Consider the following 19,007-nt stretch of genomic DNA (forward strand, 5'->3'; position numbering starts at 1 on the left):
AGGCAATTTCGACACGAATCACCGGATGCCCTACCAGCCGCCCAGAACTCGACGACGCGCCAACGTTAGCAGCATCAACTAAAAGTCTCTCTCGATCGGCCACCAACGCTCGCGGCATCGGCCGGTGTCATCCGCGAACCTGCGGCAACCGGCAAATATGTTGAGCTGCTATTGATCACATCGCGGTACCAGGTACAGGTGCGGGCTACCGAGTCAGTCGGCGCTCGGCAGCCTGGCTTCGCCCGCAGGCCGGCGGACTGCGCTTTCGATGAGTTCGGCGACTCGCGTCGCGGGGACGGGGATGCCGGGGGTTCGGCCGGTCCAGCGCAGGAATGCTTCGACGTCCATAGCTGGGATGTCGCCGAGGTAGGGCTGGATGTACACCGGGTGTCGGGTTCGCTGCGCCAGCTGGCGGCAAGAGTGCCGATGTCCACCGCGTCGTAACCGAGGACGTCCAGCAGCCGGATGGCCTCGGCCCTGGCCTCGGCGTCGTCGGCGGCGATGGGCAGGCCGCTGCGGTCCGGTGCGTCCGCGGAGCGGGCGAGGGAGCGCAGTTGGTGTGGGGTGACGTTGTTGAATGCCTTGACGACGTGGGCATCGGCGAGGTGGCGCTGGAGCAGGGCGCTGGAAGTCAGTGCGCCCGTATCCAGTTCGGGCAGGTGGCCGTCTCGTTCGGGGTAGTAGTTCGCGGTGTCGATAACCGTCTTTCCAGCCACGGCTTCGATGGGAAGCTGTTGGTGGGCGGTCAGCGGATGTGGGCTGCGACCGACGCGTGGTGGGCGCGTAACGTCCTGGTGCCTGCCAGCGACGGGAGGGGCAAACGCACGGTCGCGCCACATAGGTGAATCTGGCGTCTGGTTCTCTGCGTCGGCAGGTGTCAACGCGCCGTCTGCCCCTGTCCTCTCATCGCACTGATCAACGCGGTCCGTGCCAGATCGCGTAGCCAGATATGTGCGGGGTCGGTGTCATAGCGCTGATGCCATGACAGGTACGCCGGTGCCGGCGGCAGGTCGAACGGGAGCGGGAGCAGGACCAGGCCGAGATCCGCGGCGGCCGAACGCGCCGTGGATTCGGGGGCTGTGACGAGGAGGTCGGAGCCTCGCACGAACTCGAACGCCGCTCGTTCGGTGGGCGCGGTCGCCACCACACGTCGGGTGAGGTCGAGCCGAGCGAGAGCGTCGTCGATGATGTTGCCGAGCCTTCCGCGCCGCGAGACGGTGATGTGCTCGGCCGCGGCGTACCGCGCAGCGGTGACGGTCTCGACATGGGTGAGCGGGTGCCCCCGCCGTACGACGATGACGTGCTGGGTCTCGGCCACCCGATCGGCGCGAATCTCGGGTGCGGTCGGGCGGTCCGCGTTCGCGGCGAGGTCAACCTCGCCGCGCCGCAACTCGGGGGTGTCGATGCTCGATTCCGCGATGAAGCGCAGACGCACGCCCGGCGCCTGCTCGCGCACGGCAGCGAGAAGGGCGGGGCCGCTGAGGGCGACCAGTGCGTCGTGCCAGCGCAGCGTGAAGGTGCGCTCGAGCGTCGCGAGGTCGAGCTCACGGCTTGGCGCCAGCACGCCCTGAACCTGCCGCAGCAGGTCGTGCACCTGTTCCCGGACGGCGAGCGCGTAGGGCGTCGGAGTCATCGTGCGCCCTGTGCGCACCAGGATCTGATCCCCCGTCGTGCGCCGGATTCGGCCGAGGCTTCGGCTCATCGCGGGAGCGGTGACGTGCAGGCGGTCGGCCGCGCCGGCCACGCTGCCTTCCTCCAGGAGAGCGTCGAGCGCGGCGAGCAGATTCAAATCCAATTGCATGAGAGTCATGTTAGACGTGCTTTACATGCACTTGAAGTTAATGATGACCCCTCCTAATGTTCGAAATGCGGGCGCAAAAACCACGATTCTGGCCCGGCTGACCTCATCCCCCTGCCCAGATAGGAGCACCCGCCATGCCCGAGTCGATTCGGAACACCGGTGTTGCCACAGCTACCAGCTCCGCCTCCGACGCCGACCTGCTCGCACAGACGGCGATCGCCGTACGCACGGCGAGTTCGGCACTGCGGGAGCGCTTCGGCGACGTGGTCCAGTACCAGACCCGCGAAGAGCTGATGGGCGCGCTCGCCGCCAACGACGACATGGTTCTCGACATCCTGCGCCCGCGCCTCGAAGTCCTGCGCCCGGACGCCCGCTGGGTGGAGGAGGAGCTCGACGGCGGCGCTCTGCCGGCCGGCGAATGGTGGGTCGTGGATCCGGTCGAAGGCAACGTCAACCACCTGCACGCCCTGCCGGAGTGGGCGGTGACCGCCACCCTCGTGCGCGACAACCAGCCGGTGCTCACCGCGGTCCACCTGCCGCTGACCGGCGAGACCTACACCGCGCTCGCCGGCGCCGGCGCCCACCGCGACGGCCGGCCGCTGCACGTGTCGGGGACCACGGACCTCGGGCTGAGCATCGTGGCCACGAGCCAGGCCAGGCCGGACGAGGACGAGAAGGTCGTGCGGCGCGTCGGCTCCTCGATCACCGAGATGCTCATCGACGCGCTCGTGGTGCGGACAGCCGTGCCCGCCACCCTGCACCTGCTGAACGTGGCCGCCGGCCGGATCGACGCCTTCTGGCAGCTCGCCGGGTCCCGCGCGGACTTGCTTCCCGGGGCGCTGCTCGTCGCCGAGGCCGGCGGACAGATCTCCAACGCCGAGGGCCGCCCCTGGACCCTGGAGAGCGACAGCTTCCTGGCCGCGGCGCCCGGCGTGCACGCCGATGCGGTCGCCACGCTCTCCCGCTGACCACCAGAAAACCAGGAGGACCCGTTCAGCATGAGCAAGATCACCATTCTCGGCGGCGGCCGCGTCGGCGGCGGCCTGGCCACCGCCCTCACCCGGGCCGGGCACGAAGTGACCGTGGCGGACCGCTCGCCAGGCGCTGCCGACGACGCTGCCCGGACAGCGCAGATCGTCATCAACGCCACGCCGGGCGCCGGCTCGCTGGAGCGGCTCGCCGCGCTGCGCGAGCAACTGCGCGGCAAGATCCTCGTAGACGTCTCCAACGCCACCGTCGACGGACCGGATGGACTGCCCGCCGATCTCCTCTACCCCGGCTCGAGCCTCGCCGAGCAACTCCAGGAGGCGCTCCCCGAGACGCACGTCGTCAAGACGCTCAACACGATGCTTCACTCGGTGATGACCGCGCCCGCCGCGCTCACCCAGACGCCAACCGCGTTCCTCTCCGGCAAGGCCCCGGAGGCCAAGCAGGTCGTCCGAGGGCTTCTCGCGGACCTCGGCTGGCACCAGGAGTGGATCACGGACCTCGGCGGGATCGAGACCGCCCGGGCTGCCGAGGCCGCGATCTTGTTCGTACCGCACGTGATCCGATCCGGCGGATTCGCGCCCTTCGCGATCTCGATCGCTCGCTGATCCGCACAGAGTGCGCCTCCTGCCTACGGCTTCGTCGACGGTGCCGAAGGCGAGCCTGTTTCCAAGCAGGCATGACCCGAGATCGCTGTCGATCGTGGTGAAACTTCGGGGCTTACCGTCGTCGGCCACGTCGCCCGCAGTCCGCCGCATCTTCGAGCCCAGCCGTCCTCGACCGACGATAGGTATCCGGTCGAGTTGCTCGACGACGTCGAGATAGCTCTCAGGATCGAACCCTCGGTTCGCCGGATCGGCGACACGTTCGACCAATTTGTCTACCGCTGCCACGGATAGCTCCTCCTCGGCACTCAGCTGTCCCGCATACAGGGTCGGAAACTGGGACAGCGTCGTACACGCCTCGAGGTCCGCCCTTGCCAAGGCAACGAATCGATCCGCTTCATCGCCGAGCGCGACAGTTACTCCGCTGTCCAAAGCTCTCTTGTACGTGCTGCATCACCCGCTGGTGGGCGAACTGACCCTGCATGGCGAGCTCATCGCACTCCCCGACGCACCGTCATGCTGTGGGCTCGATCTGTTCGCGGCAGCGCCGGGGTCGGCATCGGAGCAGGCATTGCGAAGACTGCGGACACGTCGATCCTTGAATATCGAGTGATCTGTAACACAAGATCAGTAATAGGCCGATCGAAGGTTGAACGAAGTTGGGGCTCCGTCCACGGAGGGCGGGTGCCAGGGTCCGGTCGGGGATAGCCAACCCCCTCGGAGCAACCATGCCGACACCGGCGTCGGTATGCGCTGCGCGTGAGAACTGAATGCTGCGACTACGGGAGTGTGGTGTCCACACCCGGCGGTCTGTGGCCGGGAAGAACTCGAGCGAGGAACAATGCAGGACCACCGATTTGCACAGGCAGCCACCGACCACACAGCGAGCACAGATCACCTGGCAGGGGGTGCGGATCCCACGACGCGGGTGCGTACGGTGCAGGCGAAGTTCCGTCCGGCAGTGACGTGGACCGAGCGAGTCGTGGCCGCCGCATACGCGGATGTGCTCGGGCTGCCCACTGATCACATCGGCCTGAACGACGACTTCTTCGCCCTCGGCGGCAACGCACTCAGCGCGGCGAGGGTGATCCGGCTGCTCGGAGAGGCACTGGAGGCCGATATCGCGGTATCTGCGATGTTGGCCGATCCGACCGTCGCCGGGCTGGCCGAACGCATCGCGGGCAGCACCGTGGGTGCGCCGGAACCGAGCGTCGCGATGCGCACGGCATTGCAAGTGGTGCTGCCCATCCGGGCCAGGACTGACGAGGTCGACCTGCCCCCACTGTTCTGTCTGGCGCCGGCCTCCGGCCTGGCCTGGTGCTACGCCGGGCTCGGCGCGCATATCGACCCGCACCGCCCGATCTATGGTCTGCAATCGCTGGACCTGGCGGGCGAGCCCGGCGATTCCGGTCCCGCGACCATCCGCCGGGCCGCCCAGCACTATCTGCGCGAGATCCGCAAGATCGCCCCGCGCGGCCCGTACCACCTACTCGGCTGGTCCTTCGGTGGTTTCGTCGCGCACGAGATCGCGGCCACACTATGCCTGGCGGGCGAGCCCGTGCAGTTGGTGCTGCTCGATACCGACCTGGGCGTACGGCGGCGCGAGCCGCCCGGTCCACTCACCCCTGGACAGTTCCTGCACCAATTCGGAGCGGTATTCGGCCTGCACGTCGACTCGACCGCGCTGAGCTCCGACGCGGCCGCCGCCATACCGCGCGCCAGCTCGGCGGGCACGCTCGAAGTCACGAGCTCCGATCTCGAGCGGCTGACCGCCTCCTATAACGCGTCGGTGCAGATGGTCTCGGACTATCGCGCTCCCCGATACGACGGCGACCTGATCCTGTTCTGCGCCGCACAGGAATCCGATGGGGTGGCGAAGGCCGATCCGCGCGCCGCGGCGCGCCGCTGGCGTCGGTATGTCACCGGGACCGTCACCACCTACCCGCTCGCCGCCACCCACGATCAGATGACCGCACCGGAAGTGCTGCCCGAGATCGGGCGAGTGCTGGAGGAGCATGCGGGTGCGCAGCGGGTGAGCCCCTAGCCGCGGCAGTATCGCGCGCTGAACCGGCGCAGGATCTCGCCCGGGACGGTGACCGATTCCTGATGACCGAGCGCGATCAGGTCCTCGGCCTCGTGCGGTTCGAAATAGCCTGCATGCCGGTAGATTTCGATGCGCAGCGCGAGTCCGTCACCGTCCAGCTCGGGATGGAATTGGGTGGCGTACACATGCTGGCCGACGCGAATCATCTGCACCGGGCAATCGGCCGATCCGGCCAGCAGTACCGCACCGGGCGGGACGTCCTGGCAGGCCTCCTTATGCCCGACGAACGCCCGGAACGATTGCGCGACACCTTGGAGCAGCGGGTCGACGCGCCCCTGCTCGGTCACTTCGATGGTCTGCGCCCCGACCGCTTCACCGTATCGCTGCTCACTCACCCGGCCGCCGAGCACATCCGCCAGGATGCCCAATCCATAGCAGGCACCCAGATAGGGGAAATCCCGGCCGACGATCTCGGTCATCAGCTTCTTCAGCCTGGGCTCGAATTTCCGCTGGTACCCGTATTTCTCGGCCTCCGGGCTGCTGACATTGCTCGGCCCGCCGCCAACGATGACCGCCGAGAAATCGTCCAGCTCGATATCGGGCAAATCCTGATCCATCAGCACCCGCACCGTGTCGCCCACATCGAGGTCGGCGGCGCGCAGCATGGCACGGTATTCATCGTCCGCGGCGGCGCGTTCGGGTCGCAGCTGCAGGACCAGACACGGCTTGGTCATGCATCAGATTGTGGAAGATCGGGTGTCAGTTTTCATCCAACACCGCCTGTAAGAATTCACGGGTTCGGTCCTGCTCGGGATCGGTGAAGATCTTCTCCGGGTCACCGTCCTCGAGGACGCGACCGGCGTCGAACATCATGACCCGATCGGAAACCCTACGAGCGAAACGCATTTCGTGGGTGACGCAGAGGAAGGTGATCTCGGTATCGGCCGCGATATCGGCCAGCAGGTGCAGTACTCCGGTCACCAGCTCCGGGTCGAGCGCCGAGGTCACCTCATCGAGCAGCAGCACCTCCGGTTCCATGGCCAGTGCCCGCGCGATGGCCACTCGCTGCTGCTGGCCGCCCGACAGGTGGGCCGGGCGGGCATCGATTTTGTCGGTGAGCCCGACCAGTTCGAGTAACTTCCGCGCCCGCTCCTCGGCGGCATCCTTCGATTCGCCGAGACCCCGGATCGGCCCCTCGGTGACATTGCGCAGCACGGTCATATTCGGGAACAGATTGAACTGCTGGAATACCATGCCGATCTTGCGGCGCATCCGGCGCAGGTGCGCCGCACCGGCGGGCACCAGTTTGCCGCCGCGCTGCTGATGGCTCAGGAACTCTCCGCCGACCTCGATGGTCCCGGCGTCTATTCGTTCGAGCGCCATCAGCAGGCGCAGAATTGTGGTTTTGCCCGAGCCGGACGGTCCGATCAGGGTGACGAATTCACCTGGCGCAATGGAGAAATCGAGTTCGTCCAGGCATACCGTCGCGCCATAGCGCTTTTCCACACCGGTGAACCGGATCATCGGTTCAGACACGTCGTTCCAACTTTCGTACCAGGATCGAGCACGGATAGCTCAGTGCGAGGAAGGTCAGACCGGCCGCGAACCAGGCCTCCGGCCCGGCGCCGCCGGTATCGGCGGCATATTCGGTTTTGACCTGATAGACCATGTCGAGGATGACGATCGAGGACAGCAGCGGCACCTCTTTGAACATGGCAATCGTGTAATTGCCGAGCGCGGGCAACACCCGCGGCACCGCCTGCGGGAGAATCACATCGATCCAGGTGCGGGTGCGCGGCAGATTCAGGGCCGTGGCCGCCTCCCATTGCGCCGCGGGCACCGCGTCGATGCCCGCGCGGAACACCTCCGAGGTGTAGCAGGCATAGTGGACGCCGAGCGCGGTCACACCGACCACCAGACGTTGGGTGTCGATGGACAGACCACCGAGCAGATCCGGCCGCACCACCCAATAGAGCACGAAGATCTGCACCAGAAGCGGTGTGCTGCGGATGAATTCGATGAACGCCCACAGCAGCTGATCGACCACCGGAATCCGCAGCCGCCGGACTACCGCGAAAACCAGACCGAGCACATACGCGACGAGTGAGCCGAGCAGGGTGTACTCGATCGTGACGAGCAGCCCGTCCCAGATAAAGGGAAAGGCATCGAAGAAGCGGTCCCACCGCCATTTCTCCATCAGACCCCCACCCGCGCCGAAAGTCCGATGCTCGACCGCTTCGGCCGCCGCCCGACCCGCCGTGCCGCCAGTCGCTCCAGTACCCGCATGATCACCGTGACGACCACCGCGATGAGCAGATACACCACCAACTGGATCGCGTAGATGACACCGAGTTCGCGAGAGAATGCGGGCACCGCCCGCAGTTCATCGGCCTTTTTGAACACCTCGGGCACCGCGATGAAGCTCAGCAGCGCCGTCGCTTTCACCAGCTGGATGAACAGATTGTTGAACGACGGCAGCATCTCCACCACCGCCTGCGGCAGAATCACCCGCCACATGCGTTGCGCCGGTGACAGATTCAGCGCGATCGCGGCCTCGACCTGCGACTTGGGCACCGATCCGATGGCGCCCCTGACGATTTCGGCGCCATAGGCACCGTGGTTGAGACCGAGCACGATGATGCCGATGACCAGCAGCCCCTTCGCCGTCGCACCCAGCGATACCCCGAAGAAGATCGGTATCGCCACCGCGAAGAAGAACAGCTGCACCACTTCCGAGCTGCCTCGGAATCCCTCGACATAAATGCGCGTGACGAATCGCACCGGCAGTGACGGCGACAGCATCGCGATACCGGCGGCGAACGACAGCACGGCGGTCAGCGCGATACCGCCGACCGCCGCCCACAGCGTGAAAGGAAGACCCTGGAGTACCCGCTCGAGGTAGGTCGAGAAATGCGCGGACACGAGGTCAAGCCGTGCAGTACTGCTCGGCGGTCGCCGCCGGGTCCGCCTCGTTCGCCTTGGTCAGACCGAACGGCTCCACCAGCTTCAGCCATTCGCCGCTTTCGTGCAGTGCGCGCAGCTCACGGTTGAAGTCCTCGCGGAATTTATCGTCGCCGATGCGGAAGTTGAAGGTGCCCACATCCGGACGGTTGCCGAATCGGAAGGACTGGCCGACCTCCAATTTGGCGTCCGGATTGTTCTTCACCAGCCACGAGGCGGTGACGTCGAGCATCGCCGCGCCGTAGACGTCCTTATTGCGCACGGCCCGCAGGATGTCGTCCTGTTTGGCCATCGGCTCGACGAGTTGGGATGGCACGCCGGAGGTTTGGGCGTAGCCGTTCTCGACCGCACCACCGAGGGTGGCGATCCGGACGTTCTCCCGCGTGATGTCCTCGAAGCGGGTGATATTGCGTGGGTTGCCCTCCGGCACCAGGAATGCCGAACCCACCTGGTAGTCGGGCGTGGCGAACGCCGAGCTCTGACACCGCTTCGGGTTGATGAACATCCCGGCCGCGACGAATGCGTAGTTCTTCGCCCGGACACCGTCGATCAGTCCATCGAAATCGGTGACCACACCCTCGATTTCATTGATACCGAGCTTCTGCAATACCGCGCGGGCGACGGTCGGCGCATATCCGGTCAGCTGACCGTCAGCGCCGAGGAAGGCCCACGGCGCCTCGTTGGCGAAGCCAACCTTGATCTTGCCGGACGATTTCGCGTCCTCGTAGGTCACCGCCGCCGCATCGTCGCCGCCCAGACCACAGCCCGCTACCACCACCAGGCTGGCCGCGGCCACCGCGGCGGCCATGGCGCGACGCAACCGACCGCGCGCGCCCCCGAATTCGATCTTCATGACCCCGTCCTTCCGCAGACACACGAGTCGACCCATGGTTGCGAATGAACTTTGCGATGCCCGGTCGACTTCTTTGCGGTCGCATGACGAATCTGGTGAAACAATGCCTGCTTTCGAATCAAGGCATGCCGAAAGCCGTTGCCGTACACCAGGACAGCACCATATCGACAGTGCGGACCTATCGATCGGCGAGCACCGAACCGGTGTTCACCAATTCGGCCGCACGCCGCGCGATGGCACTGCCGAACTCACTCGTCGTCGCGGTGCCCCCGAGATCCGGTGTGCGAATACGGCCTTCGCGCAGGACATCGCAGACCGCGCGATCCACCGCGGCGGCGGCACTGTGCTCACCCAGATGCTCCAGCAGCATGGCCCCGGCAAGGATCTGCGCGACCGGATTCGCGATACCCTGCCCGGCGATATCGGGCGCGCTGCCGTGCACCGCCTCGAACATCGACGGCGCCGTCCGCTCGGGATTGATATTGCCCGATGGCGCGAGGCCGAGCCCACCGGTCACCGCCGCGGCGAGATCGGACAGGATATCGCCGAACAGATTCGACCCGACGATCACATCGAGCCGATCCGGATGCAGCACGATTTCGGCGGCCAGCGCATCGACATGCATCTGCCTGGTCTCCACCTGCGGATATTCGGCGGCAATTCGCTCGAATATGCTGTCCCAGTAGGGCATCGAGTGCAGTAGCCCATTCGATTTGGTGGCCGAGCACAGTCGGCCGTCGCGTTCGGCAGCGCATTCGAAGGCGTAGCGAATGATCCGTTCACAGCCGACCCGCGTGAAAATGGCTTCCTGCCGCACGAATTCGTCCGGGCGACCCGGATGGCGCATGCCGCCGATCGCGGAGTATTCGCCCTCCGAGTTCTCGCGCACGATCAGGATGTCCAGATCCGCGGCAGTACGGTCGCGCAAGGCCGATTCGGTACCCGGCAGCAGCCGCACCGGACGCAGGTTGACGTACTGGCCGAAGGCCCGGCGCAGTGGAATGAGCAATCCCCACAGCGAAATATGGTCGGGCACACCGGGAAAGCCGACCGCACCGAGCAGAATCGCGTCGAACCCGGCCAGTAGCTCGGGCGCATCGGCGGGCATCATCGTTCCGGTGCGCAGATACTCGGCACAGGACCAGTCGAATTCGGTCCATTCGATACCCGGCAGCACCGCGTCGAGCACCGCGACGGCCTCGGCGGTGACATCGACGCCGATGCCATCACCGGGAATGGTCGCGATGCGATAGCGTCCACCGCCGTTCGGCGGTGCCGCCGTCACAGCCGCACTCCGATGTACTTCGTCTCCAGGAATTCATCGATTCCGGTGCGTCCGCCTTCCCGGCCCAGCCCCGATTCCTTCACTCCGCCGAATGGCGCGGCGGGATTCGATACGACTCCCTGATTCAGCCCGACCATGCCGGTTTCCAATGCCTCGCATACCCGCAGTCCGCGCCGTAGATTCTCGGTGAAGACATAGCCGACCAATCCGTACGGTGTGTTGTTGGCCCGCGCGATGACCTCGGCCTCGGTATCGAAGGTGCCGATCGCCGCGACCGGTCCGAAGATCTCGGTCCGACACATCTCGGCGTCATCCGGTACGCCGGTCAAGACCGTCGCGGGATAGAAGTTCCCCGGCCCGTCCAGCGGCTCACCGCCGATGCGCACCGTGGCGCCACGGCGGACCGCATCGGCCACCAAGCGCACCACCTTCGCCACCGCGTCGGCATCGATCAGCGGACCGACGACGACTCCCGGCTCGGTCCCCCGCCCCAGCGGCAGCGTCGCCAGCCGGTCGGCGAGCCGAGCGGCGAATTCATCAGCGATGCTGCGCTGCACGAAGATTCGATTCGCGGCGGTGCAGGCCTGCCCGATATTGCGCATCTTCGCGGCGAGCGCGCCCTCGACGGCCTCGTCGAGATCCGCGTCCTCGAACACGATGAACGGTGCGTTGCCACCGAGTTCCATCGACGTGCGCATGACCGTCCGCGCGCACTGTTCGAGCAGCAGCTTGCCGACGGCGGTGGAACCGGTGAACGACAGCTTGCGCGAGCGGCTGTCCAGGATCAGCGGTGTCATCACCGCCCCCGGGTCGGCGGTGGTGAGCACATTGACGACACCGGCGGGCACACCGACCTGATCCAGGATCTCGGCCAGCGCCAGCATCGAAAGTGGTGTCTGCTCAGCGGGTTTCACCACGCACGTGCATCCGGCCGCCAGTGCGGGACCGATCTTGCGGGTGCCCATGGCCAGCGGGAAGTTCCACGGTGTGATGAGCAGGCTGGGACCGACCGGCTGTCTGGTCACCAGGAAGCGCGAATCGCCCGTAGGGGCGGGCATATAGCCGCCGTCGAGGCGCACCGCCTCCTCGGCGAACCAGCGGAAAAACTCTGCCGCATAGGCGATTTCGCCGCGCGCCTCGGCCAGCGGCTTACCCATTTCCAGCGTCATGATCAGCGCGAGTCGTTCGGTATCGGCGAGCAGTGCCCGATGCGCGCGCATGAGGATGTCACTGCGCTGCCTCGGCGACGTCCGCGCCCAGTCCGCCTGTGCCCGATCGGCTGCGGCCAGGGCGTCCAGCCCGTCGCCCGGATCGGCATCGGCCACCGCACAGAGCAACTGCCCGGTCGCCGGATCGGTCACCGGCAGCGTGCCCGACGCGGCGCGCCACCGTCCGTCGATGAACAGATCTGTCGGCACCGAATCGATCGCGGCGCGTTCGGCCGCGGTCAGGGTGGTCTCGGTGAGCATGGCGCGGACTCCTTTTCCGTCATGACGCAGCCTCCGGCCATTGCTGCGACCCCCGGGCCCATGTTATGCATATTGTCAACAATCCGACAATAGATATCAGCGGATGCACGCCTGGGAGGCGGACCACCATGACCGAGCTATCCCCCGTTCTCAAGCAGGCCACCCCGGTAGTCGTCGACCACGGATCGGGCTGCTATCTCTACGGCACCGACGGCCGCCGCTATCTCGACTTCACCGCGGGTATCGGCGTGACCAGCACCGGGCACTGCCACCCCCATGTGGTCGCAGCGGCCCAGGCGCAGGTCGCCAGTCTGATCCACGGTCAATACACCACTGTCATGCACCGACCGCTGCTCGAACTCACCGAGCGGCTCGCCACCGTGCTGCCGGAAGGCCTGGATACGCTGTTCTTCGCCAACTCCGGCAGCGAGGCGGTCGAGGCCGCGCTGCGCTTGGCCCGCCAGGCGACCGGACGACCGAATGTCATTGTCTTCCATGGTGGATTCCACGGCCGCACCGTCGCGGCCGCGACCATGACGACCTCGGGCACCCGGTTCTCCGCCGGATTCAGTCCGCTCATGTCCGGTGTGCACGTCGCCCCGTTCCCGACCGCGTTCCGCTACGGCTGGACCGAGGCCGAGGCCACCGCCTTCGCGCTGCGCGAACTGGACTATCTCTTCGCCACCGTCACCTCCCCCGCCGACACCGCCGCGTTCGTCGTCGAACCGATGCTCGGCGAGGGCGGATACGTCCCCGGCAACAGCACGTTCTTCCGCGGACTGCGCGAGCGCGCCGACCGGCACGGCATCGTGCTCGTCTTCGACGAGATCCAGACCGGTTTCGGCCGGACCGGAAAGTTCTTCGGACATCAGCACTTCGGCGTCCGCCCCGATGTCATCACCATCGCGAAGGGCCTGGCCAGCGGATTCCCGCTATCCGGTATCGCGGCGTCACGCGAGCTGATGAGCAAGGCATGGCCGGGATCCCAGGGCGGAACCTACGGCGGCAATGCCGTGTCCTGTGCGGCGGCGATCGCCACCCTCGAGGTGATCGAATCGGAGCGGCTGGTGGACAACGCCGCCGCGCGCGGTGCGCAACTGCTGGCCGGACTGCGCGACAGCGCCACCAAGGCGATCGGCGATGTGCGCGGCCTCGGACTGCTCTGCGGCACCGAATTCACCACCACGACAGGCGAACCCGATACCGCGACGGCCGCAGCGGCGCAGCGGCTCGCGGTCGACAAGGGCCTGCTGCTGCTCACCTGCGGTGCGCATATGAACGTGGTGCGGATGATTCCACCGCTGATCGTGACCGATACCCAGATCGACGACGCGCTCGCGATCTGGTCCACCGTTCTCGCCGAACTCCCCGGATGACCAGGAGACCGCACCGATGCCCCGCTACATCACCATCACACTGACCAAGGCGGGCGTGAGCTGCCGCGCCCGCCTGCTCGACGCCGAGGCGCCACAGACCTGCGCCGCGGTGTGGGATGCCCTGCCACGGGAGGGCGACGCGTTCCACGCCAAGTACGCCCGCAACGAGGTGTACACGCTGGTGCCACGGATCGCCGCGGCACCACATCGGGAAAACCCGACCGTCACACCCATTCCGGGCGATGTCTGCCTGTTCGATTTCGAACCGTGGGAGATCGGCAACCCGGCCTACGGCTACGAGCCCGGCACGGCGGCGCACCACGAGCAGGGCGCCACCGATCTCGCGCTGTTCTACGGCCGCAACAATCTGCTCATCAATGGCGACCTGGGCTGGGTGCCCGGAAATGTCTTCGCCACCATCGAGACGGGCCTGACCGATATCGCGGACGCCTGCAACACCCTCTGGCTGCACGGCGTCCAGGGCGAAACCCTGGCATTCGCCCGCGCCTGACCGGCTACGACCCCAGGACGTACTCGGCATAACGGGCGACGGCCAGCACCAGATCGTCGGAATGGCGCGGCCCGACGATCTGCAGTCCGACCGGCATCCCGGCAGCGGTGGTGCCGGCCGGAATGCTGATCGCGGGTTGCTGGGTCATATTGAACGGGTAGGTGAACGGCGTCCACTGCGGCCAACTGCCCAGCCCGCTGCCGGGCGGGACGTCGTGGCCCGCCTCGAATGCGGTGATCGGCATTGTCGGTGTGATCAGCACGTCGTAGGTGGTGTGGAACGCGCCCATGGCAATGCCGAGCTGGGCGGCGACGTCGCGGGCGTCGAGATAGTCGACGGCACTGATGGTTTCGCCGCGCTCCCAGACCGTGCGCAGCCCCCGGTCCACCTGTTCGCGCGTACCGTCCGGGAACGTCGCCAACATGGTGGCCGCACCCGCGGCCCACAGCACCTCGAACGCGTCGCGCGGATCCGCGAAGCCCGGATCCGTTTCGACGACCCGTAGCTCGGCCTCGGCCAACCGCCGCACCGCCGCGTCCACCACCGCGGCGACCTCCGGATCGACCTCGGCATAACCGAGGGTCGGTGAATAGGCGACGGTGAGCCCGCGCACCTCGCGCGACATCTGGCCGCGGAAGGTGGTCACCGTGGGCGGCAGCGCGGTCGGATCGCGCGGATCGGGCAGCGACAGTATGTCCATCAGCAGTGCCGCGTCCTCGACCGTCCTGGTCATCGGCCCCGCATGCGCGAGTGGACCGAACGGACTCGCCGGATACAGCGGCACCCGGCCGTGCGTCGGCTTGAAGCCGACAATGCCGCAGAACGCGGCCGGAATGCGAATGCTGCCGCCGCCATCGGTGCCGACCGATACCGGCCCCATGCCGGCCGCCACCGCGGCCGCGCTGCCGCCCGAGGAGCCGCCCGAGGTGGTCGCGGGATCGGCCGGGTTGCGGGTGATACCGGTCAGCGGGCTGTCGGTGACCGCCTTCCAAGCGATTTCGGGCGTTGTCGTCTTCCCGAGGAACACCATGCCGTCCTCGCGCAGCCGGGCCACGACCGGGCTGTCCACCTGCCAGGGACCGCTCGGATCGACCGATGTGCTGCCGCGCCGGGTGGGCCAGCCCTCGGTCAGGAAGATGTCCTTGATCGATATCGGCACACCGTCGAGCAGCCCACGGGCATAGCCCGAATTCCACCGCGCCTGCGAATCTTTGGCCTGTACCAGCGCGCGGTCGGGGTCGACCAGGCAGAAGGCATTCAACTCGCCGTCACGCGCCGCGATCGCCTCCAGAATCGCCTCGGTCGCCTCGAGCGGCGAGAGGGTGCCGGCCGCATAGGCCGACACCAACTCCACGGCGGTCATCTCGGCCGGTTGGGTGCTGCTGTTGATACGGGGGTAACTCATGGCATTGGCTCCTTCAGCCGGGCACGTACCCCAGCGCTTTATCGACCACGTTGTCCAACGGCCGACCGGCGATCCATTTGTCGAAGTTGGCGGTGAATGCGGTGACCACCTCGGTTCGCCAACCGATGAAGTCACCCGAATTGTGCGGAGTGATAAGCACATTCGGCAGATCCCAGAGCGGATGCCGCGCCGGTAGCGGCTCCGGATCCACCACGTCGAGTGCCGCCCCGGCGATGGATCCGGAACTGAGCGCGGCGACGAGGTCGTCGGTCACAACGAGTTCCCCACGGCCGACATTGACAAACCTGGCATGCGGTTTCATCGCGGCGAATGCCTTGGCGTCGAACATTTCCCGGGTCCGCGGCGTCAACGGTGCGACCGCGACGACGTAGTCGGCAATGGGGAGTTCCGCGATCAGATCGGTGCTCACGGCCCCGAAATCCGGGTCGGTGGCCCGCGCACGCCGACCCACCGCCCGCACATTCATCCCGGCGGCGCGCAGCAATCGCGCGATAGCTCGGCCGATCGAACCGGTACCGACGATCAGGACGGTGGCGCCCGCGACGCGTTCGGATTCGCGATGCCGCCATTCCTGCCGTTGCTGTAGCCGCAGCGATCCGGTCAGATCCTTGGCGAAACCGAGGATCTGACCCAGCACGTATTCCGCTATGGCAGTGTCGAATACGCCGCGGGTATTGGTGACCACGACCGCACTTTCCCGCAGTTCCGGGAACATCACCGGGTCCACCCCGGTCGAACCCATATGCAGCCAGCGCAGCTGGTCGGCCGCGTGCCAGGCACCGGGCACCGCGCGAGTCAGGAAGTCGTAGACGAACAGCACCTCGGCGCCGCGCAGCGCGTCGGCGAGTCCGGACGCCTCCGTGTAGCGCACTTCGGCTCGTTCGGCCACGGTGGCCATGAGGTCCGCGTCGGGCACACTGTCACTGTGCAGGACGGTGACAATCGGGCCCTGTTCCACATTGACACACTAAAATCGCATCGTATGATTGTCAACAATCCGATCGTTCTCGGAGGTCTGACGGCTGAGCGCGAGAGGGGCCGCATTGGAACTCGGCTTTCCCGATATCGAAGGGCCCGTAGCACAACGGGGTATCGGGATCATCGCACCGTTCGACCTCGCGCTCGAACGTGAGCTCTGGCGCTGGGCGCCGTTGGACGTCAGCCTGCATCTGGCCCGCACCCCGTACGAACCGGTCCCGGTTTCGATGGCGATGGCCGAACTGGTCTCCAATCCGGTGCATCTGACCGCCGCGACCCGCGATGTATTGCACGTGGAACCGGAAGTTGTTGCCTACCTGTGCACTTCGGGCAGCTTCATCAGGGGCCTGGCCTACGAGAAGTCCTTGCGCGACACCATCTGTCGCGCCGGGGCACAGGAGGCCGTCACCACCTCCGGCGCGCTCGTCGAGGCGATCCGGCATCTGGACATCAGCAGGGTTTCGGTGATCACCCCCTACGACGAAATCCTCACCGGCAAACTGCACGACTTCCTCGCCGAGGCGGGCTGCACCGTCATCCGGTCCGACCACCTCGGATTGGGCGGCGGCATCTGGAAGGTGAACTACCGCACCATCGCCGAACGCATTGTCGGCGCGGACGATCCGCGCGCCCAGGCCATCTTCGTCAGCTGCACCAACCTGCCGACCTACGACGTCATCGAGCCACTCGAACAGGCACTCGGCAAACCCGTGCTCACCGCCAATCAGCTCACCATGTGGGCCTGCCTGGGCCGGATGAAGCTGCCGATGATGGGTCCGGGAAAGTGGCTACTCAACGTTTTCTGAACGGAAGAACAGGCATGCAGGCACCCACCGTCGGCTTCATCTATCCCGACCACGCGGCCGAGGACGACTACCCGCTGGCCGCCGCGGTCCTCGGCACCCGACTGCCGGTGGCCCATATCTACGGCACCGATCTGCACGCCATTGCCGAACTGCTCGATCTGGGCAGTCCCGACAAGCTACGACACGGGGCCGAACTGCTCGCGCCCGAACGGCCCGCGGCGGTCGTGTGGGCCTGCACCTCGGGCAGTTTCGTGTACGGGCCGCAGGGTGCACGCGATCAGGTGCGGGCGCTGGCCGCGGCCGCGGGGGTACCGGCATCGAGCACCAGCCTCGCCTTCGTCGCGGCGGCGCGGGCGCTCGGCGTGCGGCGCGTCGCGGTCGCCGCGAGCTATCCGGACGAGGTCGCGCGCCTGTTCGTCGACTTCCTGGCCGACGCCGGAATCGAGGTGGTCGCACAGTCGAGCGCCGGGATCGACACCGCCGCCGAGGTCGGCACGCTGACCGCCGCGCAGGTGCGCGAACTGACGCTCGCCAACGATCACCCGGACGCGCAGGCCCTGCTGATTCCCGACACCGCCATGCACACCATCGCGGTGCTCCCGGAACTCGAGGCCGCACTCGGCAAGACCGTGTTGACCGCCAATCAGGTCACCATCTGGGAGGGTCTGCGGCTCATCGGCGAAGTGCCGACCGCCGCGGTGCTCGGCTCCCTCTTCTCGGAAAGGCACACCTATGTCGGTCGTTGATTTCGAGCCGGTGAACCGGCAGTCGACGGCGGAAATGATCGCCGACCGGCTGCGTGAGGCGATCATGCGCGGCAACCTCGGGCCCGGCGCGCAGCTCGGGGAAGCCGATCTCGCAACACGATTCGGGGTGTCGCGTGGTCCGGTGCGCGAGGCCATGCAGCGACTGCTCACCGAGGGCCTGCTCTACAGCATTCGCAACCGCGGCATCTTCGTCATCGAACTCACCATCGATGACGTCGTGGATATCTACCGAGCCAGAACCGCCATCGAAGGCGGCGCGCTCGCACTGATCCTGGACGGCCGCCGCGATATCGCCTACACCGCCCTCGAGCCCAGTGTGACCAGCATGCGCGCATGCGCCGAAACCGGCGACGCCGCAGGAGTTTCCGATGCCGACCAAGCGTTCCACGAGGCCCTCGTCGAGAGCGCGGGCAGCCCGCGGCTCGTCCGCGCCGCCCGCACCCTGCTCATCGAGACCCGAATGTGCCTGGGCGCCTTGCAGACAACGTACCCAGACCTGCGCGAACAGGCCCAAGAGCACGTCGAGTTGCGCGATGCGATCGGATCCGGACCGGCGCCCCGCGCCCGCGCATTGCTGGTCGAGCATATGGACGACGCGGTACAGCGGCTGCGCCGTCAATACTCCGGCGGTGAGCCCGCTACGTAGTCCAGATGGCCGCGAGCCGGCGAGGGTGGTGCGTCATTGCGCACCACGGCCCTCGTCAGCCGCGCAACGAAAGTCAGGCGTTCTCGACCTCGACGCCCTCGTAGGCGATCGTCACGTCTTCGGTCGCCAACTCGTCCGCCCCGGCCCGTCGCGACGGTCCATGCCAATCCGACGCCCATGCGCCCGAGAGGCGAATCCGCTTGACCGGATTCTTGTTCGGGTCCATCACCGTCACCGTGATGTCCTGGCGAGCACCATCCGCGCCACCTTTGGTGAAGGTTGCGTGGATCCAGTCGGTGAACACCTTGCTGCGGTCCAACCCGCGGATGATCGTGATCGCACCACCGCGCACCGGCGCCGAATCCAGCTCACTGATCTGCTGAACCGTTTCCACCGGGAACATTCCCAGATCGATAACGAAGGTGGATCCACTCATGGTGTCGCCGATAGCCATGGAAACTCCTTGTCTGTCGGGGCGCTGAGCAGACCTCG

Annotated in this window: 21 protein-coding genes; 9 read left to right on the top strand and 12 right to left on the bottom strand. The window is 66.6% G+C overall.

What is annotated here, in order from left to right; translation table 11 throughout:
• Nucleotides 1-74: 74 nt before the first annotated feature.
• Together ACQP2D_RS32680 and ACQP2D_RS32685 are read right to left on the bottom strand one after the other, a co-directional pair.
• Complete coding sequence (locus tag ACQP2D_RS32680; protein WP_433679758.1) at nt 75-716, bottom strand: NADPH-dependent F420 reductase; 642 nt, start codon at nt 714-716, stop codon at nt 75-77.
• A gap of 161 nt (nt 717-877) precedes the next feature.
• Complete coding sequence (locus ACQP2D_RS32685; RefSeq protein WP_433679759.1) at nt 878-1,801, bottom strand: LysR family transcriptional regulator; 924 nt, start codon at nt 1,799-1,801, stop codon at nt 878-880.
• 134 nt (nt 1,802-1,935) lie between these two features.
• Between ACQP2D_RS32685 and ACQP2D_RS32690 the strand changes: the two genes are divergently transcribed.
• From ACQP2D_RS32690 to ACQP2D_RS32705, 4 genes are all read left to right on the top strand, one after another.
• A complete protein-coding gene (locus ACQP2D_RS32690) occupies nt 1,936-2,769 on the top strand; it encodes an inositol monophosphatase family protein (RefSeq protein ID WP_433679760.1) in 834 nt (277 codons plus the stop codon).
• 30 nt (nt 2,770-2,799) lie between these two features.
• The gene (locus ACQP2D_RS32695) at nt 2,800-3,396 is read left to right on the top strand and encodes an NADPH-dependent F420 reductase (protein WP_433679761.1); all 597 of its coding nucleotides are present in this window, start codon (nt 2,800-2,802) and stop codon (nt 3,394-3,396) included.
• Between the two features lie 442 nt (nt 3,397-3,838).
• Nucleotides 3,839-4,006 (top strand): hypothetical protein, encoded by a 168-nt coding sequence (locus tag ACQP2D_RS32700; protein ID WP_433685836.1) that lies wholly within the window; start codon nt 3,839-3,841, stop codon nt 4,004-4,006.
• A 348-nt stretch (nt 4,007-4,354) separates the two neighbouring features.
• Nucleotides 4,355-5,437 carry a thioesterase domain-containing protein gene (locus tag ACQP2D_RS32705; RefSeq protein ID WP_433679762.1) on the top strand — a complete coding sequence of 361 codons (1,083 nt, stop codon included), beginning with the start codon at nt 4,355-4,357 and terminating at the stop codon, nt 5,435-5,437.
• Here the strand turns inward: ACQP2D_RS32705 and ACQP2D_RS32710 are convergent.
• The 7 genes from ACQP2D_RS32710 to ACQP2D_RS32740 all read right to left on the bottom strand — a co-directional run bounded on the left by ACQP2D_RS32710 (nt 5,434) and on the right by ACQP2D_RS32740 (nt 12,005).
• Nucleotides 5,434-6,171, bottom strand: coding sequence for a glutamine amidotransferase (locus ACQP2D_RS32710; RefSeq protein WP_433679763.1), 738 nt, complete (start codon nt 6,169-6,171; stop codon nt 5,434-5,436). The genes ACQP2D_RS32705 and ACQP2D_RS32710 overlap by 4 nt on opposite strands.
• A gap of 25 nt (nt 6,172-6,196) precedes the next feature.
• On the bottom strand, nt 6,197-6,961 hold the full coding sequence (ehuA, locus tag ACQP2D_RS32715) for an ectoine/hydroxyectoine ABC transporter ATP-binding protein EhuA (protein WP_433685837.1): 765 nt from the start codon (nt 6,959-6,961) through the stop codon (nt 6,197-6,199).
• 4 nt (nt 6,962-6,965) lie between these two features.
• The gene (gene ehuD, locus ACQP2D_RS32720) at nt 6,966-7,634 is read right to left on the bottom strand and encodes an ectoine/hydroxyectoine ABC transporter permease subunit EhuD (RefSeq protein ID WP_433679764.1); all 669 of its coding nucleotides are present in this window, start codon (nt 7,632-7,634) and stop codon (nt 6,966-6,968) included.
• Nucleotides 7,634-8,359 carry an amino acid ABC transporter permease gene (locus ACQP2D_RS32725; protein WP_433679765.1) on the bottom strand — a complete coding sequence of 242 codons (726 nt, stop codon included), beginning with the start codon at nt 8,357-8,359 and terminating at the stop codon, nt 7,634-7,636. Before ACQP2D_RS32725 ends, ehuD begins: the two co-directional genes overlap by 1 nt.
• A 4-nt stretch (nt 8,360-8,363) precedes the next feature.
• The gene (gene ehuB, locus ACQP2D_RS32730) at nt 8,364-9,251 is read right to left on the bottom strand and encodes an ectoine/hydroxyectoine ABC transporter substrate-binding protein EhuB (protein WP_433679766.1); all 888 of its coding nucleotides are present in this window, start codon (nt 9,249-9,251) and stop codon (nt 8,364-8,366) included.
• A 178-nt stretch (nt 9,252-9,429) separates the two neighbouring features.
• Nucleotides 9,430-10,536 carry a tartrate dehydrogenase gene (locus ACQP2D_RS32735; RefSeq protein ID WP_433679767.1) on the bottom strand — a complete coding sequence of 369 codons (1,107 nt, stop codon included), beginning with the start codon at nt 10,534-10,536 and terminating at the stop codon, nt 9,430-9,432.
• Nucleotides 10,533-12,005, bottom strand: coding sequence for an NAD-dependent succinate-semialdehyde dehydrogenase (locus ACQP2D_RS32740; RefSeq protein ID WP_433679768.1), 1,473 nt, complete (start codon nt 12,003-12,005; stop codon nt 10,533-10,535). Before ACQP2D_RS32740 ends, ACQP2D_RS32735 begins: the two co-directional genes overlap by 4 nt.
• Before the next feature lie 128 nt (nt 12,006-12,133).
• Between ACQP2D_RS32740 and ACQP2D_RS32745 the strand changes: the two genes are divergently transcribed.
• Nucleotides 12,134-13,381: an aspartate aminotransferase family protein gene (locus ACQP2D_RS32745; protein ID WP_433679769.1), complete on the top strand. Its 1,248-nt coding sequence runs from the start codon at nt 12,134-12,136 to the stop codon at nt 13,379-13,381.
• Between the two features lie 16 nt (nt 13,382-13,397).
• Entirely contained in the window at nt 13,398-13,892 is a 495-nt protein-coding gene (locus tag ACQP2D_RS32750) for a DUF3830 family protein (protein ID WP_433679770.1), read from the top strand.
• A gap of 4 nt (nt 13,893-13,896) precedes the next feature.
• Here ACQP2D_RS32750 and ACQP2D_RS32755 read toward each other — a convergent pair whose 3' ends face one another.
• Both ACQP2D_RS32755 and ACQP2D_RS32760 read right to left on the bottom strand, forming a co-directional pair.
• Nucleotides 13,897-15,282, bottom strand: coding sequence for an amidase (locus ACQP2D_RS32755; protein ID WP_433685838.1), 1,386 nt, complete (start codon nt 15,280-15,282; stop codon nt 13,897-13,899).
• A 28-nt stretch (nt 15,283-15,310) separates the two neighbouring features.
• Nucleotides 15,311-16,276, bottom strand: a complete 966-nt coding sequence (locus ACQP2D_RS32760) for a D-2-hydroxyacid dehydrogenase (protein WP_433679771.1) — start codon at nt 16,274-16,276, stop codon at nt 15,311-15,313.
• Nucleotides 16,277-16,361: 85 nt separating this feature from the next.
• Between ACQP2D_RS32760 and ACQP2D_RS32765 the strand changes: the two genes are divergently transcribed.
• Genes ACQP2D_RS32765 through ACQP2D_RS32775 form a run of 3 tightly spaced genes read left to right on the top strand, consistent with a single transcriptional unit; the run spans nt 16,362 to nt 18,515 of the window.
• On the top strand, nt 16,362-17,102 hold the full coding sequence (locus ACQP2D_RS32765) for a maleate cis-trans isomerase family protein (protein ID WP_433679772.1): 741 nt from the start codon (nt 16,362-16,364) through the stop codon (nt 17,100-17,102).
• 14 nt (nt 17,103-17,116) lie between these two features.
• On the top strand, nt 17,117-17,848 hold the full coding sequence (locus ACQP2D_RS32770; RefSeq protein WP_433679773.1) for a maleate cis-trans isomerase family protein: 732 nt from the start codon (nt 17,117-17,119) through the stop codon (nt 17,846-17,848).
• Nucleotides 17,835-18,515, top strand: coding sequence for a GntR family transcriptional regulator (locus tag ACQP2D_RS32775; protein WP_433679774.1), 681 nt, complete (start codon nt 17,835-17,837; stop codon nt 18,513-18,515). The genes ACQP2D_RS32770 and ACQP2D_RS32775 overlap by 14 nt, the downstream gene beginning before the upstream one ends.
• 73 nt (nt 18,516-18,588) lie before the next feature.
• On the opposite strand, the gene ACQP2D_RS32780 is transcribed toward ACQP2D_RS32775, so the two are convergent.
• Nucleotides 18,589-18,969 (bottom strand): phage tail protein, encoded by a 381-nt coding sequence (locus tag ACQP2D_RS32780; RefSeq protein ID WP_433679775.1) that lies wholly within the window; start codon nt 18,967-18,969, stop codon nt 18,589-18,591.
• Nucleotides 18,970-19,007 lie beyond the last annotated feature (38 nt).

The sequence above is a fragment of the Nocardia sp. CA-119907 genome (genome assembly GCF_050955995.1).
Taxonomy (GTDB): domain Bacteria; phylum Actinomycetota; class Actinomycetes; order Mycobacteriales; family Mycobacteriaceae; genus Nocardia.